This window comes from Epilithonimonas arachidiradicis, assembly GCF_003610695.1.
Classification (GTDB): Bacteria; Bacteroidota; Bacteroidia; order Flavobacteriales; family Weeksellaceae; genus Epilithonimonas; species Epilithonimonas arachidiradicis.
In genome coordinates, this window is sequence record NZ_RAQH01000010.1 from 82822 (window position 1) to 101106 (window position 18285).

The window sequence follows — 18285 nt, forward strand, 5'->3', positions numbered from 1 at the left end:
AAAATGAAAAGAAACTTACTTTTGGTTTTGGCTCTATCCGGAATTTTGGGATTTGGTCAGACAGGCGCAGATTGCAATTACAGTGTTAGCTCAGAGCAGACATCTAACGGCGAGAATATCACAACAGGCGGCAACTTCGATTACAGTGCTGCTAGCGATTTTGATGTTGCGCTAGGAAAAATTTTGACAGCGAAGCAATTGACGTTTAATGTTATGAAAAGTGCTTCGGCAGTGAGCTATGTCAATGTTTATATCCTGAAAGAAAATCAGGGATTGCCGGGTGATGCGATTCAGACATTCACAAATCTGGTTCCTACGTCTCAAGTTTTAGCTTACAATTCAACTGTGGAAGATGTTGATGTTTATAAGATCAGTGTCGATTTTCCTGCTTCTTTTGATTTGCCAAAAGGAAAATATTATATCCAGTTAAAAGCTGCTTTGGCTGACGGCACATCCGTATTTTGGGAAATTAATAAAGAAACGACAAGAAAATTGGGACGTTTTGATTTTACAAAGTTTGACAATGATCCTTGGTTTGGCGGATTTTCTTACTACGATCACGTTTTTGAGCTTATCGGAAACTGCAACGATACCAGCGAAGAGCAGCCGACAGGAACACTTTTTACAGCGGGTAATTCTGGAGATTCCCATGAAGGTGGCGTTCACATGGTCTGGACATCGTTAGCCGATGATTTTGTCGTTCCGGATGGCCAGAAATTCACTTTTACTAAATTCAAGATTTCTACTTTGCAATTAGGAAATATCAAAAATGCGACGATCAATATCCGTAAATCTGAGAATGATTTGCCTGGCGAGATTCTTCATACTTTTGAAAATGTAGGTCCGACAACGGAGAATTTCTATGGCTATCATCCTGTGCCGGGCTTTCCTTTGGATGTTGTGGCTGCGGATGTAGAATTTGATTGGAATCAGCCTGTTGACTTATTGCCGGGAAGATATTTTATCGAGATTATTTCAGCGCCGTTCCCATTCACAGATTATCAACGTTGGGAAGTGACGCCTAATTCGGGGGATAGCTTGGATTCTGTTGCGTCATTTGACGGTGGAGAAACATGGGAATCGAATCCCGGATACAACTATGTTTTCGAAGTTTCCGGGTTTACAAATCCTTATTTGGCGGTTGCTGATGCTGATAAAAATAACTTCAGTTTTTATCCGAATCCTGTCAAAGATGAGTTGAATTTTGTTTCTAAAAATGAAGCAAGCAGAATCACTATTTACAATGTTGCAGGACAAATGGTAAAAGATTCTGAAATCAAAAATAATAGAGTAGATGTTTCAGATTTACAGTCCGGAAATTACATTGGTAAAGTCATTTTGAAAAACGGTAGCACGCAAACTATTAAAGTTATTAAAAAGTAAAATATTCAATTTTTTTAAAGTTTCAAATCCTATTCAAGCGGTTTAAAATCTGCTGAATAGGTTTTTTTTGATTTGGCTATACTTGGTACAAAATCAACCAATTATGCAATGAATAATATTATTTTGTTGTACCTTTACGGTCTTAAATAATTTTTTTTGATGCACGAGAAAGAATTACAGCTAGAGGTAATGAAAACGTTGGAGCAAAATATGGATGAGTTCATCAGTTCATATCTTACGCCGATAGATAAAATATGGCAGCCATCGGATTTTCTTCCGGATAGTTCGAGCGAAAATTTCAAATACGAAATCGAGGAACTTCAGACCTTTGCCAGAGAAATGCCTTATGATCTTTTTGTAACCCTTATTGGAGATTGTATTACTGAAGAAGCTTTGCCAACTTACGAATCCTGGCTGATGGGATTGGATGGTGTGGACCAGGAAAACCGGGTAGGCTGGACACAATGGGTCAGAGCGTGGACGGCAGAAGAAAACAGACATGGCGATCTTCTAGGGAAATATCTTTACTTATGCGGACGTGTCAATATGCGCGAGATGGAAATCACTACGCATCATTTGATTAATGATGGTTTTGACATCGGAACCAGTTCAGATCCTTACAAGAATTTTGTCTACACAAGCTTTCAGGAAACAGCAACCAATATTTCTCACAGAAGGGTTGGGACTTTAGCAAAGCAATCCGGAAATAAAAAATTAGCTCAGATGTGCGGTGTGATTGCGGCAGATGAAGCCAGACATGCCAAAGCGTACAAAGATTTCTCTTCCAGAATTTTTGAGATGGATGCCAGTGGGATGATGCTTGCCTTCGAAGATATGATGAGAAGAAAAATTGTAATGCCGGCACATCTTTTGAGAGAATCCGGACAAAAAGCAGGAGAACTTTGGGAGCATTTTTCAGATGCTGCGCAAAGAGCAATGGTCTATACAGGGCAAGATTATATCAATATTCTGAAAGACCTGTTGGATGAGTGGAAAATCGAAGGTATGAAAAATCTGAATGATAAAGCAGAACGGGCCAGGGATTATCTGATGAAATTGCCGGACAGACTGCAAAGGATCTCTGATAGAATTGCAACGCCACAACTGCCTTATAGTTTCAAATGGGTTAAAAGTTAAATAATTATTAAATGCACCAATCGGTGCATTTTTTATATCAAAATATCCGAAATACACGTTTTAATATTTTGTATATTTGCAGACATTTTTACTCAAAACCAGATGATAAAAAGTAATAAAAAATTAGCTATCGATTTTGACGGAACTATTGTAGATGATGCTTATCCGGGGATTGGAAAGGCGAAAACATTTGCTTTTGAAACTTTGAAAAAGCTTCAGGGAGAAGGTTACCGATTGATTCTTTGGACTTACCGCCACGGTAAAACGCTGGAGGAAGCTGTAGAATTCTGCAGAAAAAACGGCATCGAATTTTATGCGGTTAACTCCAGTTTTGAAGGTGAAGTTTTTGATTCGGAAACTCAGTCAAGAAAGATTGATGCAGATCTTTTCATCGATGATAGAAATCTTGGCGGATTCCCGGGTTGGGGAGAAATCTATCAAATCATCAACGAAAGAATAGAGTTCCAAGTGGCGGGCGGTGAAGTACACGCTTACTCCAAAATGAAAAAAGAAAAGAAAAGAGGGCTTTTTTGGTAAGTCTCTTTGTAAAAAGTAAAATGTAACAAGTACAAAGTATCGTATTAAAACATATTACACTTTTACATAATACATCAATGCAATTATAAATGATTCAACTCAAAAATATAGATGAGCTTCGATTGATGAAGCAAAGTGCAAGATTGGTATCCCAGACTCTGGGGATGTTGGCCAAGGAAATTAAGCCTGGTGTTACAACACTTCATCTTGATAAATTAGCTTACGATTTTATCAAAGATCACGGCGCAGAACCTGCATTTCTTGGTTATGGAGGATTTCCTGCTTCACTTTGTATTTCTCCAAATGAGCAAGTCGTTCATGGGATTCCAAACTCTGAACCAATTAAGGAAGGAACCATTCTTTCTGTGGATTGTGGCGTTTTCTGGAATGGATTTGTAGGCGACCACGCTTACACGTTTGAGGTTGGAGAAGTTTCTGATGAGGTTAAAAAGCTATTGAGAGTTACCAAAGAATCTTTGTATAAAGGTATCGAGCAATGTGTAAGAGGAAAACGTGTTGGCGATATTTCCTACGCTATTCAAAAGCATTGTGAAAAAGAAGGTTATGGTGTGGTGAGAGAATTGGTAGGTCACGGCGTCGGAAGACAGATGCACGAAGATCCGCAAGTTCCGAATTACGGAAAACCAGGCAGCGGAAAAGTCCTGAAAGACGGAATCTGTTTGGCTATCGAACCGATGATCAACCTTGGAACAGAAAAAGTGAAGTTCCATAATGATGGTTGGACGGTTACAACACTAGACAATCAGCCTTCTGCTCACTTTGAACACGATGTTTGTGTTTATAATGGCAAGCCGGTTTTGCTTTCTACCTACGATTATATTTACGAGGCGTTAGGTATTCAATCTGACGAAGAAAAAGCTTTCCAGGTTGATTTTTAATTTTTGAATTGTGAAATCGCTATACGTTCTTTTTTCAATATTTTTGGCTGGCTATTGTTCAGCACAGACTTTTCAGCGTAATATTGGTGAGTCCAAAGAAGATTTTGTAAAAAGAATAAAACCGGTTCAGAGTGCCGAAATCCAAGGTGAAGTCTTGGAAGTTAAGCAATGGAATAATTTGGCTAATTCTATTTTCGCATTCTACGAATATTCTGAAGAAGGGATCGAAAAAGGTAAGCCCAATGGTCTCAACTATTCTTACGTCGATGGTTATCTATTGATTCCTTCGGAAAATAATAGGTATAAGAAAATTTTTATCGACACTTATGCAGAAGAAGGCGCAACAGCTTATGTAGAGTCTGTTTTTTTTGCGAATGCAGACCGTGATGCGGACAAGGAATTAGGCGTTCTGTGTTCTTGGGATCAAAGTATGCATTACGGCATCAGTGGAAGAATTTATCAGGTTTATTTTTACGATTTTCCAAAAGCAACGGATAAAATTTCAAAATTGAAACCAATCCAGATTAAAGGTTTTGATTTCGAATTTGATGGAACTAACGATGCTGGTGAGCGTTCTGTGGCCAAATTCAATACGGCAGCCAAAATAAAAGCCGAATTAAAACGATTAGGATTCTAAACCATTTCCAGATTTGAAAAAAATTGCTAAACTTCTGCTGAACGCGATTCCCAGACCAATGCTTATCAGCCTGAGCATTTTCTTGCGTCCATTAATTGTTCTATTTTTTAAAGGAAATAATTTCACCGACCCAATTGATGGTAAATCGTACAGAAAGTTTTTACCTTATGGTTACGGAAAGCAGCGTGCCAACGCTTTGTCTCCTGGAACGTTATCGTTAGAAAGACACCGTCAAATGTGGCTTTACCTTCAAAACGAAACCAATTTTTTTACGGATAAACTGAAAGTTCTTCATATTGCACCAGAGCAGGAATTTCTCAGGAAATTCAAAAAGATGAAGAACCTGGATTACACTTCTGCGGATCTGTTTTCTCCGATTGTGGATGTAAAAGCGGATATTCTGGATTTGCCTTTTGAGGATAACAGTTTTGATGTCATCATTTGCAACCACGTTTTGGAACATATTGTAAACGACAGAAAAGCAATGTCTGAACTTTATCGCGTAATGAAGCCCGGAGGTTGGGGAATTGTGCAGGTTCCGATGAAAAACTCTCTGGAAAAAACTTACGAAGACTTTACCATTACAGACCCGAAAGAGCGTCAGAAACATTTTGGTCAATACGACCACGTTCGTTGGTACGGAATGGATTATTTTGACCGTCTGAAAAGTGTCGGTTTTGAAGCTGAAATCAATTTCTATTCTCAAAAATTCTCTGAGGCTGATATCAAAAAATTTGGCCTTAATAAAAACGAGATTCTTCCTGTTGTTAGAAAATAATAATTACTTCACTGTTAGAAATTTAGATTTGTTGATATAATAATCTAAGATTGCTACGGCTAGATAATAGATTCCGCCAAACATCATATTCATCTTGACTTCGTTGTCATCGAAAAGAAAATAAGACAGCGAAAATAGTAAAAGGAAAAACCATAACAGTAATTTTCCCGCATAAACACCCACAACTCTCGCTGTCATCTCTTCATCTTTAATTGTCTGAGACTGAATCAAGCATTGAATCAAAACAACCATATAACCGCACAAAAGCTCTTCTTGTTCAAATAAATCAAACGTGTAAAAATACAAAACAGGCCCAGATGCAACCAAGCCGAAAATCAAAAACTTGAGAAACATATTCGCTTTTGTCATTTTTGAAAAAATCAAAATTGAAAAGATAAAAAGTGGATAAACCAAGAAAACGGAATAAAGTGCGTATTTGTAAATTAGAAACTCAGGCGTTTCTTCACCATCAGAAATCCAAAATAATCTAAAGTAGAGAGAAGAAAGATATAATGAATTGAGGCTGAAGAAGATTGGAAGTGGTTGAGGTTTCATAGATTATTCAGACATTATAATTCAAATATCTAAAATCAAATTTAAATTAAAGTTCTTAAATATTAAGTAATTCTATTTTAAATTCTATTACTGTTAAAGTGATTTGCTTCACTAGGAAGATTGTAATTAATAGCTTTTTAAAAATCTCTTTTAGTTGGCAGTTTTTAACTTTATGTTCAAACAAATGTTTGATAAAATTGTGTTAAATATTCTTTAAAATTATTTTTTAAGTTATTGAACATCAGTAATAATAGTTTTTGTTGATTATCTTTGATAGATATTATTATTAATAACATAACACAAGTTTTGTAGATAATCAATAAATTTGAACGTTTGTTTGAAAAACACTTCTAAAAATTAGTATTTATGAGGAATATCGCGATTAGCTTTTTTGTTGTTTTAGGTCTTTTGACATCTTGTTCAAAGTCAGAAAATAAAGATGACAAAAAAGAATTGCCACCACAACCATATGAGTATATTGTTGCGAAAAGTGGACCAGCTGAAAATCTGACACAATATCCTGCCCGATTGGAAGGGATCGAAAACGTAGAAATTCGTCCAAAAATTGATGGATTTGTTGAGAAAATCTACGTTGATGAAGGTAGCCAGGTGAGCAAAGGTCAACTTTTATTCCTCATCAGAAATCCACAATACGAGCAATCTGTTTTGGCAGCGCAGGCTACTGTGAATAGTGCTAGAGCGCAGGTGGCAACAGCCCAGATGCAAGTCACAAAAACCAAACCTTTGGTTGACAAAAAAATTATTTCTGCTTATGAACTTCAAGCTGCAGAATTGGCGCTTAAATCTGCAAAAGCTGCTTTGGCAGAAACTCAGGCTCAACTGACGAATGCGCAAGTGAATCAGGGTTATACCAAATTGTATAGCCCCGTGAGTGGTGTTGTCGGAACTTTGCCCTATAAGGCTGGAAGTTACATAAGTACAGCAACTGCACAACCTTTGACTACAGTTTCTAATGTTTCAAAGATATTCGCTTATTTTTCCATTAATGAAAAGCAACAGTTGGATTTTTTCAAGCATTCGACTGGTTCTACAATTCAGGAAAAAATCAAAAATTCTCCTTTGGTAGAATTGATTCTTTCTGATGGAAGCAAGTACGATGAAAAAGGAAAAATCGAATCCATTAGTGGACTAGTTGACCCCAACACAGGTTCGTTTTCTATGAGAGCGACTTTTCCAAACAGCAAAGGTCTTTTGAGAAGCGGATATAGTGCAACAGTTCAAATGCCGAATAGTCTGGAAAATGTCATTATCATTCCACAAGCTGCTACTTATGAAATGCAAGGAAAGGTTTTGGTTTACCTGATCGGAGCTGACAACAAAGTGAAGTCTACAGAAATCAAAGTGGAAAGTCTTCCGGATGGAGTGACTTACGCGGTGACATCTGGCTTGAAAGCAGGCGATAAAGTGGTTGTAGAAGGCATCGGACTTCTGAAAGATGATACGCAGGTGGTCCCAAAAGAAACGACTTTGCAAAACGTCATCGATAGAAAATAGTCTCCCAATTATTATATTAATGTCAAAAGTGAGAATTTGAAACTTTCGATTTTGAGAGTCTTTTATCTTTCATTTTTTTTCTTTTAGTCTAAAAAATATGTTTAAAAAATTTATAGAACGTCCGGTATTGTCTACCGTAATTTCCATTATCATCGTAATTCTCGGTGTTCTGGGAATCGTGACTTTACCGATTTCACAATATCCGGATATTGCCCCGCCAACGGTAGTTGTAAGTGCAAGTTACCAAGGTGCCAATGCCGATGTAATTCTTAAAAGTGTAATTGTCCCGTTGGAAGAACAAATCAATGGGGTAGAAGGGATGACGTATATGACTTCTACGGCGACTAATGATGGTTCTGGTTCGGTAACAATTTATTTCAAGCAAGGCGTAGATCCAGATATTGCTGCGGTAAACGTACAAAACAGGGTTTCCAGAGCGACGCCTTTGTTGCCTGCGGAAGTTACGAGAGCCGGAGTTACAACCACCAAGAGACAGAGTTCCAATGTATTGATTTTCTCGCTCTACAGTGAGAATCCTAATTACGATATGACTTTCCTTCAAAACTACACCAACATCAACATTGTTCCTCAAATCAAAAGGGTAACCGGCGTTGGTGATGTGACGGTTTTTGGTACAAAAGATTACTCAATCAGAATTTGGTTGGATCCAAATAAAATGGCGTCTTATGGACTTGTTCCTTCAGATATCAATACCGTTCTGGCTGAACAAAATATAGAAGCAGCGCCAGGAAGTTTAGGTGATGAAAGTAACGAGAGTTTCCGTTATACCTTGAAATATAAAGGTCGATTAACAGAAATCCCGGAGTTCGATAATATCATCATAAAAGCCACTGCGAATGGACAAATCTTAAAACTAAAAGATGTTGCCAGAGTAGAATTGGGAGCACAGGATTACACAGGAACAAGTGTTACAGACGGCCATCCATCCATTGGTATGGCGGTCGCTCAAACGGCAGGTTCCAATGCGCAAGATGTCATCAATCAATCGATTGCGGTTCTGGACAAAGCTCAGGAATCTTTTCCGAAAGGTGTAAAATATGTGGCTTTGGTTAATGCCAATGACTTTTTGGATGCATCCATTGAGAAAGTAATCCACACTTTATTCGAAGCTTTTATCCTTGTATTTATTGTTGTTTTCTTGTTCCTTCAAGATTGGCGTTCTACATTGATTCCGGCGATTTCGGTTCCGGTGGCAATTGTCGGGACATTTTTCTTCCTGAGTATTTTTGGATTTACCATCAACTTGTTGACACTTTTTGCATTGATTTTGGCAGTGGGAATTGTGGTCGATGATGCGATTGTGGTTGTGGAAGCAGTTCATACCAAATTAGAACAGGGCGAAAAATCTCCTTTAAGAGCTTCTGTGAATGCTATGGACGAAATCAGTAGTGCAATTATCAGTATTACCTTGGTAATGGCAGCGGTTTTCATTCCTGTAAGTTTTATCTCTGGTTCAGCTGGGGTTTTCTATAAACAATTTGGTTTAACATTAGCGATTTCGATTATATTATCTGCCGTTAATGCCTTGACGCTGAGTCCTGCTCTTTGTGCGATTTTCCTTAAACCCCATTCTCATGAAGAAAAGAAAAAGAATTTCCTGCAAAGATTTTTTACCAACTTCAATATCATTTTCGATGCGATGGTAAAGAGATATTCTCGAGGGATTTTATTTTTATTAAAGAAAAAATGGATGGCATTTGCAGGATTGGCTGTGTTTGCAGGAATTTTTGTTTGGTTGATGAATACCACTCCGAAATCCTTCGTTCCAAGTGAAGACATGGGAGGGATTTTTATGGATATTTCGCTTCCAATCGGTTCTAATGAAAACAGAACGAGAGAGGTTCTCGCCAAAGTTGAAAAGATTGTTGAAAAGCAACCGGAAGTTCTTCACATTTTCAAAGTTTCTGGAAGAGGAATGATTAGTGGAAGTGGTTCTAATAATGGGATGCTCATCGTAAAACTAAAGGATTGGAAAGACAGAACTAAAAAAGGGGAAGATCTACAATCTTTCGTTGCGAAAATGTACAAAGAAACGGCCGGAATCAAAGATGCGAAAATGACATTCTTTGGAAGGCCAACGTTGCAAGGGTTTGGTAATGCAGCCGGTTTCGAAATGCAGATTCAGGATCAGAAAGGCGGAAGTATCGCAGATTTGACCAAGGTTACCAATGATTTCATCGATAAAATGAATCAACAACCGGACATCCAAAGAACATTCACCTCATTTAACCCAAACTATCCTCAATATATGATTGATATTGATATTCCTGCTGCAAAGGCTGCTGGATTCTCGGTCTCAGATATTTTGGGAACAATGCAAGGCTATTATGGAGGGGTTTATTCTTCCAATGTTAATTTATTCGGGAAACAATACCGTGTGATTTATCAGGCACCTTTTCAGGACAGGGAAAATCTGGAAAGCTTTAATATGATTCAGATTAGAAATTCTAACGGCGAAATGGCGCCTTTGAGTAGATTTATCACTGCAAAAAGAGTATATGGACCACAAGCCATTGGACGTTTCAATTTATTTACAGCAATTTCTCTGAACGGAACACCAAATCCAGGTTTCTCTTCCGGAGACGCCATTGCAACAGTAGAAAGAGTGGCTAAAGAAACTTTACCACAAGGTTACGGTTACGAATTCTCTGGTTTGACGAGAGAAGAAGTTACAGCGGGAGGACAAACGGTTTACATCTTCATTTTATGTTGTGTATTCGTTTATTTCCTTTTGGCAGCGCAGTATGAGAGTTACATTTTACCCTTTGCGGTAATGTTGTCATTGCCGGTTGGTTTGGCTGGTGTAATGATGTTCAGTGCGTGGATTGGAGGTTCTAATAATATTTATACTCAGATTTCGCTCATTATGTTGATTGGACTCTTGGCGAAGAATGCGATTTTGATTGTAGAATTTGCGCTTGATGCTAGGAAGAAAGGTTACAGTATTGCGCACGCTGCCATCAGTGGTGCTAAACAAAGGTTACGTCCGATTTTGATGACATCATTTGCTTTCATTTTCGGTTTGATTCCATTAGCGATTTCAACCGGAGCAGGAGCTGTAGGTAACCAGTCAATTGGTATTGGAGCCATTGGTGGAATGTTATTCGGAACTATTTTCGGAGTCTTTTTTATTCCGATTTTGTTTGCGGTATTTATGTACTTACAGGAAAAAGTGAGCAGCAAAAAAGTGTCTGATAAATACGAAGGAGAACTAAGCGAATAACCAAAACAAGTTGTGAAAAAATGAAATTAAGAATAACAAATCTAATCATATTAGCAGGTGTCGCGGGTCTCTTTTATTCGTGTAAAGTCACGGATACTTATAAGAGTCCGGACATCGAGCAAAGTCGTCAGGATAATCTCTTTCGACAAAAAACCAGTAACGACAGTACTTCTATAGCCAGCGTAGCGTGGAATCAAATTTTCACAGATGCCAAGCTACAGAACATCATCAACAAAACCATTCAGAATAATCTGGATTTGAAAGTAGCAGTGGCCAGAATCCAGGAAGCGAGTGCGGTTTTCAAACAATCCAAATTGCAGAATCTTCCAAGTCTGGACGGTGTAGCTTCTGTAACTGAAACCAAAAACAGTGCAGCAGCACAAGGTGGCAATTTTGTGATGCCCGATTTGTTAGTCTACAGATTAGGAATTTCTACAGGTTGGGAAATCGATGTTTGGGGAAGGATCAAAGCGCTTAAAAACTCAGCATACGCAGGATTTCTTCAGACCGATGCCGCAAAACGTGCTGTTCAGACACAATTGGTTGCGCAGGCCGCCAATCTTTATTATCAATTGATTTCTCTCGATAAGCAACTGGAGATTACAAAACAAACGATTGAATTAAGAAAAAAAGATGTGGAAACTGTGGAAGCGCTGATGGATGCCGCTTATCTTACTGGTGCGGATGTGGAACAAAGCAAAGCTAATCTTTATTCTGCTCAGTTATCGGTCCCGGATCTGGAATTGCAAATCCAGCAAACCGAAAATTCTTTGAGTATTCTGATGAATGACAATCCACAATCCATCGATAGAAACTCTATAGATTCCCAGGTCGTTTATACCGATTTGAAAACCGGAGTTCCAGCTTCATTATTAAAGAATCGTCCGGATGTTCAGGCGGCTGAGTTAACTTTCCGTCAGGCATTCGAAAATAAAAATATGGCGATGGCACAGGTGTATCCTACGATTAACATCACAGGAACTTTGGGATTGTCATCCAGAACTTTGGAAAACTTCTTCAACAATTCTCTGTTCTACACGCTTGGAGGAACAGTAACTCAGAATATCTTCCAGATGGGAAATAGAAAAGCGCAGGTCAGAATAATGGAAGCCCGGAAAATGCAGGCTTATTATACATTCGAAAAAACTTTACTGACTGCAGGTTCCGAAGTTTCTAACTCATTATTATCTTATCAGAAAGCAAAAGAAAAAGAAACCACAAGACAGCTTCAGATTCAGTCTCTGGAAAAAGCGGTTGAATTTAATAAGGAATTGCTTACTTATTCATCCAGTACAAACTACGTGAATGTGTTAACATCCGAACAATCATTATTAGCCGCAAAATTAGCTGGTGTTAATGATAAACTTCAACAGTTACAAGCCGTTACCGAGTTCTACAGAGCACTTGGAGGCGGACAATTTTAAACACTGAATTTTTTTCTATACTTGTAAACCCGGCAATTTTGTTGGGTTTTTTGTTTGGAAATTCTTGGACAATTAATCTAGTCAAATCAGGAAAAATTCTTAGTTTAGGTTATCAAAAAATAAAAATTATGAGCAAATTTTCAATCGAAGCCTTCGTTAATGAAACCAAAGAAAATCCACAGGAAAAAGACTATTTCGAACTGGAAAAACCAGAACTTCTGGAAATCAATTTAAACAATCAGGCCGTTTGGACAAAAGCCGGAAGTATGGTTGGCTATGTCGGGAAAATCAATTTCGAAAGACAAGGGATGTTGTCCGGTGGATTAGGAAATCTCCTTAAAAAAGCCATTTCTGGAGAAGGGACAAAACTTATGAAAGCCGAAGGTTCGGGCAGATTGTATGTGGCTGACAATGGCAAAAAAGTAAGAATCCTGCACCTGAATAACGAGTCAATCTGTGTCAATGGGAATGACGTTCTCGCACACGATCAAAGCATCAAAAGCGACATCAAGATGCTGAAAAGCATCGCAGGTGTTATGGCAGGCGGACTTTTCCAGGTAAAACTGGGCGGAACAGGTCACATCGCAATCACCACCCACGGACATCCTCTGACGCTTTTGGTAACGCCGGAAAATCCGGTTTTCACAGATCCCAATGCAACCGTAGCTTGGTCAGGAAACCTAACGCCTGAGCTCAAAACCAACGTTTCTCTGAAAAGCCTCATCGGCAGAGGAAGTGGCGAAGAATTCCAAATGAAATTCTCCGGAAACGGCTGGGTGCTTATCCAACCTTACGAGGAAGTTTACGTTGTAACCAAATAAATTTTTAGGAGCTTAATCCCGCTATCCGCTATATCTTTTTCTTTTTTAGCAAAAAAAGAAAAAGGATGCCGCTACTATCGGGGCTATAAAATAAAAACCTCAGAGAAATTTCTCTGAGGTTTTTATTTGAAATTAGATTCCTTAAATTTACCAAATGACAGCTTTAGAAAAATTCGGGGTTGAGATTTTTACTCAGGAAACGATTCACCAGAGAATTACGGTGGACAAACCTTTTCGTCCGGAGAATCCTGCGTTTTTGTTTATAAAAAGCGGAACGATAAAACTCAGGCAACACCTCAGTGATCTGGAGCTTTCGGCCAATACTTTTATTGTCACAGATCCGCAAAGCGTTTATGAGTTGATTTCTTTCAGCGATGATTTTCAGTCAAGGATGGTCTCTTATAAGCGCGAATTTATTTCTACATTGTCATTGAAATTTAACAGGTTAATTACCTACCGGTATTTCCGTCAGCAGATGAATGTGGGAGTTCCGTTTTCTCCGGATGACCTGGAAGTGGTTTGGAAAAGCGTCAATTTTTTAAAATATATTCTCGATTCCGACACTGAAATGATCTACAAAAAAGAGATTGTGGAACATCTTTTCTCGGTTTTCTGCTATCAGATGGCAGGAATTATTGCCAATGAAGACAACAGCTCTATGAATCAGATGTCGAGACAGGAAGAGATTGTTTTTTTATTCCTTAATGATTTGTCAAATCATCATTTGAATAACCGCAATGTTGAGTTCTATGCGGAGCGGCAATCCATTACAACCAGACATCTTTCGTCGGTGGTAAAGTCAATTACGGGAAGATCGGCAAGCCAGATTATTGCTTCTATTGTAATTAATGAAGCAAAAGTATATTTAAACTCTTCTAATATGCCTGTTTCAGAGATTTCCTCCGTTCTTGGCTTTAGCGACCAATACTCGTTTTCTCACTTTTTTAAGAAGCATTTGAGGATGAGTCCAAGCCAGTATAGGCAGCAATTCCAATAATCGAATCCTACATTTGAACATCTTTTTCCAAAAATCAAACATTTGTTTGAATCTTTAACCAACCTAACTTTGCATCTGTAAAACAAGGTAAAATGGTTAAGAACATAAAAACAGCAGTCTCAGTTTTGATAGGTCTCTTTCCTGCGCTGTTTTTTTCACAAGAAATAAAACAGATGACCGCAGATGAAGTTGCCGCACTGGCAATTCAGAACCATCAGCAACTAAAAGTTTCTGCTCAGAATATCGACATCGCAAAACAGCAGACCGATATAACGAAGCTTCAGAAACTTCCAACGATCACCGCTTCTACAAGTCAGTTTTACTTGGGAAACGCAATAGCTATCGACAAAGATTTTTCTAATTCAACAACGATTCCGATGCCGCATTACGGAAGTTCGTATGCGGTTCAGGCGACTCAACTCATCTTCAAAGGTGGATTGGTTAACAAGTCAATTGAATTGGCCGGACTTCGTGAACAGCTTTCTGAATTGGATTTAGAAAAAAATAAACAAGACGTTAAGTTTTTGGTGATTTCAAATTATTTGGACATTTATAAAATTATCAATCAGGAAAAGGTTTTTCAAAACAACAAAAAACTGGCTCAGGAAAGATTAAAAAACATCAACGATTTCTACAAACAAGGAATGATTACAAGGAATGAAGTCATTCGTGGAGAATTGATCATCAAAAATCTCGACCAGGGAATTTTAACTTTAGTCAATAACAGAAAAATTCTTAATTATAATCTGAATATTGCTTTAGGTTTAAATTTTGAAACGCAGATTGTTCCTGTGGAAGATTTGGGTAACAAAGAAACCGGAATCGGAATGGATTATTATCTGAATCTCGCTCACGACAGCAATCCTCAGATGAAATCGGCAAAAACCAATATCGAAGTTGCCGATAAAAACATCGAAATCATTAAAACCGATAAAATGCCGACGCTTTCAGGTTTTGGAGGTTACACTTTACAAAGACCGATTACGACGAGAAATCCTGTTTTGGATATGTACTCCGGCGGTTGGCAGGGCGGAATTTCTTTGAGCTACAATATTGATAATTTATACAAAACCAAAGAAAGAGTGAAGCTTGGGGAAATCCAGAAAAATCAGGCGAATGATGCGATGACTTTGGTACAGCAAAATCTGGATATGGCTGTGAATGCGGCTTATACAAAATATCAGGAAGCCATTCAACAAGCAGAAATTCTGAATGATGCTAAAAATTTAGCCGATGAAAACTACAAGATTACAGAAGCTAAATATCTGAATCAATTGGCTGTACAGGCAGAAATGCTGGATGCACAAAACCAAAAACTGCAATCGGAATTAGATTTTGCCAATGCAGAAATCAATGTGCTGTATCAATATTATAATCTTCTGAAATCTACCGGAACGCTGTAGTTATTAAAATTTAAATAATTCAAAAGTTGTGGTCTTTGCTAAGTGAAACGGCTTTGCGAACTTAAAAACACTTAGTAGTTAAAAAAACTTTGCGCACTTTGCGTTAAAAACAACATTCAATTTTATTAAAACTGAAAATCAAGATAATGGAAAACAAGGAACAAAATACTCAAGATACAAAACCGGCGGCTAATTCTGCCGTAGCGAAGAAGAAAGAAAATAAGAAAAATAAAATCAGAGCCATCATTTCAAACATCATCGTTTTTGCGGTGATTGGTTTTGGATTGTATTGGCTGGTTCGTCAGTACTTTCACATCGGCGACAAAACTTATACAGAAGCTGCTCAGGTAGAGGAATTTATTAATCCGATTAACACAAGAGTTTCGGCTTATATTAAAGAAATTAAATTTATAGAACATCAGCAGGTGAAAAAAGGCGATACTTTGGTCATTCTGGATGACAGAGAAATTCTTACACAGCTTGGTCAGGCAGAAGCGGCGTATCAAAATGCATTGGCCCAAAGATCAGCAACAAGTTCTTCTGTCAACACGGTTTCCAACAACGTAAGCGTGATGGAATCTAATATCGCCGGAGCAAAAGCCAGACTTTGGAATGCCGAACAGAATTTAAACCGATACAAAAACTTATTGGCTTCGGAAGCGGTAACAAGACAGCAATACGATCAGATGAAAACCGAATATGACGCCCAAAAAGCAGCCTATGAAACGTTGGTTAATCAAAAGCAATCGGCAAATCTTTCAACCACTGAAGTGAAATCTAAATTAGGAATCAACGATGCAGAAATCAAAAGAACAAAATCGGCTTTGGATATGGCGAAAATCAATCTTTCTTACACCGTAATTACGGCACCTTACGATGGTGTAATGGGACGAAGACTGATTTCTGAAGGTCAGTTGATTCAGCCGGGACAGCAGGTTGGAACCATCGTTTTGAATAATCAGAAATGGGTAACCGCCAACTTCTTGGAAAGTCAAATGCCGAATATCAAAATCGGACAAAAGATAATGATGACTGCCGATGCATTGGGCGGAAAACAGTTTGAAGGAGTGGTGACTGCCGTTTCAGCAGCAACAGGTTCAAGATATTCTAGCGTTCCAACAGACAATTCAACCGGTAATTTCATTAAAGTTCAGCAAAGAATTCCCGTTAGAATCGAGTTTACAGATTCCAATAAAAAAGAAGATGTTGCGAAACTGAGTGCGGGAATGAATATGAATGTGTCTATAAAATAAAAGGCTGGAAGCTGGGTGATGGATGCTGAAAGATAACATCCCGCACCCAACATCCCGCATCAAACAAAATATATGTACAACCAAGGTCTTTTCAGCAATTGGGTTCCGAAACCGCTTCAGCTATTTATGCTGTTCCTGATCACGCTTATCGCAATGCCGGTGAGTGGAGTGTATACGGGAAGTTTAAGCTATATGGTGGGCGATACGGGAGCACTGAGCGAATATTATATGTGGGCAAACTATGCCACAACAGTAGGGATGGGCGCTGCAATGCCTATCGTTTTGAGGGCTAAAATGCGTTTCAAAGTCCGAGATAAAGTCGTGGCTTTACTCGTATTGATGGGTGTTTTAAGTTTCATCAATGCTACAACTTCCAATCCGATGGTAATTGTTTTTGTATCATTGATTTTAGGGTTCTTCAAAACATTTATTACAATTGAAGTATTTCTCCCATTGATGATGCTGATGGGCGGAAGGGGAATATTTTACGGTGTTTTTTACACTTTTATTCTCGTGATAACCCAAGTTGCAAATTATTACGCCGTAGAATTTTCTATCATTTACAATTGGCGACAGTTCCTCATTTTTGTAGCGATTCTGTGTTTCATTGTGGCACTGATTTGCTGGGTATTGATGCACGATAAATATTTTGCGCTTAAAATGCCTTTGCATTACATCGACTGGCTGAGTATTCTTCTTTTTATTTCGACATTTATGTTTTCGGCGTATGTTTTTTCATTTGGGAAGCAACAGGATTGGCTCAATTCTCAGAATATTATCAATGCAAGTATTGCTGCATTTGTGAGTTTTGCTCTGATGGTCATTCGTCAGGCGACATTAAAACGACCGTATTTATCATTTAAAATCTTCACACGAAACAATGTGCAGGTTGGCTTATTCCTTTTGCTGTGTCTTGGGATGTTTCTCGCAACCACTTCGCTTCAGAACATCTTTTCAGTCGGAGTTTTAGGGTACGACCAGTTGACAAATGCGAAACTGAATATGATGATGATTCCGGGAATGTTACTCGCAGGAATTTTAGCCGTGTATTGGTTTAAAAAAGAAAAAAAGCTCAAGTTTTTCATCTTTGCAGGTTTTTCGTCGATGGTGGCGTACTGCATCATAATGTATTTTTCGATGGTACTCGAGTTCAGTTATGAAAGCTGGTATCTGCCGATGTTTTTAAAAGGATTCGGGATGTGTTCGCTCTACATATCCGTTTGGTATTACGCTTTAGATAAGCTCGAAATCAACGATATGTTGCCGGCAATCGGGTTGTTTTTGCTTTGGCGTTCTTTCGTCACAGTCGGACTTTTCTCCGCCCTATTTTCGTGGACTCAATACCAATTTCAGATTGAAAGCCTTGGAAATTTAGCAGTCTATATGGACGGAATGACACTCAATTCACAACCCAATCTCAGCCTGAAAACCATTCAGCTCAACGCGATGATTGTAGCCAACAAAAAACTATTCGGATATATTGTACTTGCCGGTTTTGGGATTTTAATTTTCGTAATGACCCATCATTTCGGATATCCTAAATTCACTTTAAATAAGCTCGTAAGACTCTTCGGCGGTAAATCCGTCGTTGCCCGAAGACGCTTAAGAGAAAGAAAAAAATTAGCAGAAAGCCTGAAAGACGGCGTAGGTTCTGCGATATAGAAAATACCTTGTTTTCACTGCGAAGCCCTTTTTTATTGTA

At 38.4% G+C, this 18285-nt stretch carries 15 protein-coding genes; 14 read left to right on the forward strand and 1 reads right to left on the reverse strand.

From position 1 onward, the window contains the following. Nucleotides 1-3: 3 nt before the first annotated feature. The 6 genes from BXY58_RS14810 (at nt 4) to BXY58_RS14835 (ending at nt 5371) form a co-directional block, all read left to right on the forward strand. Entirely contained in the window at nt 4-1383 is a 1380-nt protein-coding gene (locus BXY58_RS14810; protein WP_120214647.1) for a T9SS type A sorting domain-containing protein, read from the forward strand. A 159-nt stretch (nt 1384-1542) separates the two neighbouring features. Beyond that, nucleotides 1543-2520, forward strand: coding sequence for an acyl-ACP desaturase (locus tag BXY58_RS14815; protein WP_120214648.1), 978 nt, complete (start codon nt 1543-1545; stop codon nt 2518-2520). Between the two features lie 105 nt (nt 2521-2625). After that, nucleotides 2626-3057, forward strand: a complete 432-nt coding sequence (locus BXY58_RS14820; protein WP_120214724.1) for a BT0820 family HAD-type phosphatase — start codon at nt 2626-2628, stop codon at nt 3055-3057. An 89-nt stretch (nt 3058-3146) separates the two neighbouring features. Then, the gene (gene map, locus BXY58_RS14825) at nt 3147-3956 is read left to right on the forward strand and encodes a type I methionyl aminopeptidase (RefSeq protein ID WP_120214649.1); all 810 of its coding nucleotides are present in this window, start codon (nt 3147-3149) and stop codon (nt 3954-3956) included. Between the two features lie 10 nt (nt 3957-3966). After that, the gene (locus BXY58_RS14830) at nt 3967-4593 is read left to right on the forward strand and encodes a hypothetical protein (protein WP_147366855.1); all 627 of its coding nucleotides are present in this window, start codon (nt 3967-3969) and stop codon (nt 4591-4593) included. Nucleotides 4594-4606: 13 nt separating this feature from the next. Beyond that, a complete protein-coding gene (locus tag BXY58_RS14835; RefSeq protein WP_120214651.1) occupies nt 4607-5371 on the forward strand; it encodes a class I SAM-dependent methyltransferase in 765 nt (254 codons plus the stop codon). A gap of 3 nt (nt 5372-5374) precedes the next feature. Here the strand turns inward: BXY58_RS14835 and BXY58_RS14840 are convergent, their stop codons facing one another. Then, nucleotides 5375-5926, reverse strand: a complete 552-nt coding sequence (locus BXY58_RS14840; protein WP_120214652.1) for a hypothetical protein — start codon at nt 5924-5926, stop codon at nt 5375-5377. A 366-nt stretch (nt 5927-6292) separates the two neighbouring features. On the opposite strand from BXY58_RS14840, the gene BXY58_RS14845 reads away from it, so the two are divergent. The 8 genes from BXY58_RS14845 to BXY58_RS14880 all read left to right on the forward strand — a co-directional run bounded on the left by BXY58_RS14845 (nt 6293) and on the right by BXY58_RS14880 (nt 18245). After that, nucleotides 6293-7441, forward strand: coding sequence for an efflux RND transporter periplasmic adaptor subunit (locus BXY58_RS14845; RefSeq protein ID WP_120214653.1), 1149 nt, complete (start codon nt 6293-6295; stop codon nt 7439-7441). 97 nt (nt 7442-7538) lie between these two features. Next, nucleotides 7539-10685, forward strand: a complete 3147-nt coding sequence (locus tag BXY58_RS14850; protein ID WP_120214654.1) for an efflux RND transporter permease subunit — start codon at nt 7539-7541, stop codon at nt 10683-10685. A 20-nt stretch (nt 10686-10705) separates the two neighbouring features. Further along, a complete protein-coding gene (locus BXY58_RS14855; RefSeq protein ID WP_120214655.1) occupies nt 10706-12109 on the forward strand; it encodes an efflux transporter outer membrane subunit in 1404 nt (467 codons plus the stop codon). Between the two features lie 128 nt (nt 12110-12237). Then, nucleotides 12238-12930 (forward strand): AIM24 family protein, encoded by a 693-nt coding sequence (locus BXY58_RS14860; protein WP_120214725.1) that lies wholly within the window; start codon nt 12238-12240, stop codon nt 12928-12930. A 154-nt stretch (nt 12931-13084) separates the two neighbouring features. Continuing rightward, nucleotides 13085-13927, forward strand: coding sequence for a helix-turn-helix domain-containing protein (locus BXY58_RS14865; RefSeq protein ID WP_120214656.1), 843 nt, complete (start codon nt 13085-13087; stop codon nt 13925-13927). 92 nt (nt 13928-14019) lie between these two features. After that, nucleotides 14020-15330 (forward strand): TolC family protein, encoded by a 1311-nt coding sequence (locus BXY58_RS14870; protein WP_120214657.1) that lies wholly within the window; start codon nt 14020-14022, stop codon nt 15328-15330. A 146-nt stretch (nt 15331-15476) separates the two neighbouring features. Beyond that, entirely contained in the window at nt 15477-16583 is a 1107-nt protein-coding gene (locus BXY58_RS14875; protein ID WP_120214658.1) for an HlyD family secretion protein, read from the forward strand. Nucleotides 16584-16655: 72 nt separating this feature from the next. Next, on the forward strand, nt 16656-18245 hold the full coding sequence (locus BXY58_RS14880) for an MFS transporter (protein WP_120214659.1): 1590 nt from the start codon (nt 16656-16658) through the stop codon (nt 18243-18245). Nucleotides 18246-18285: the final 40 nt, after the last annotated feature.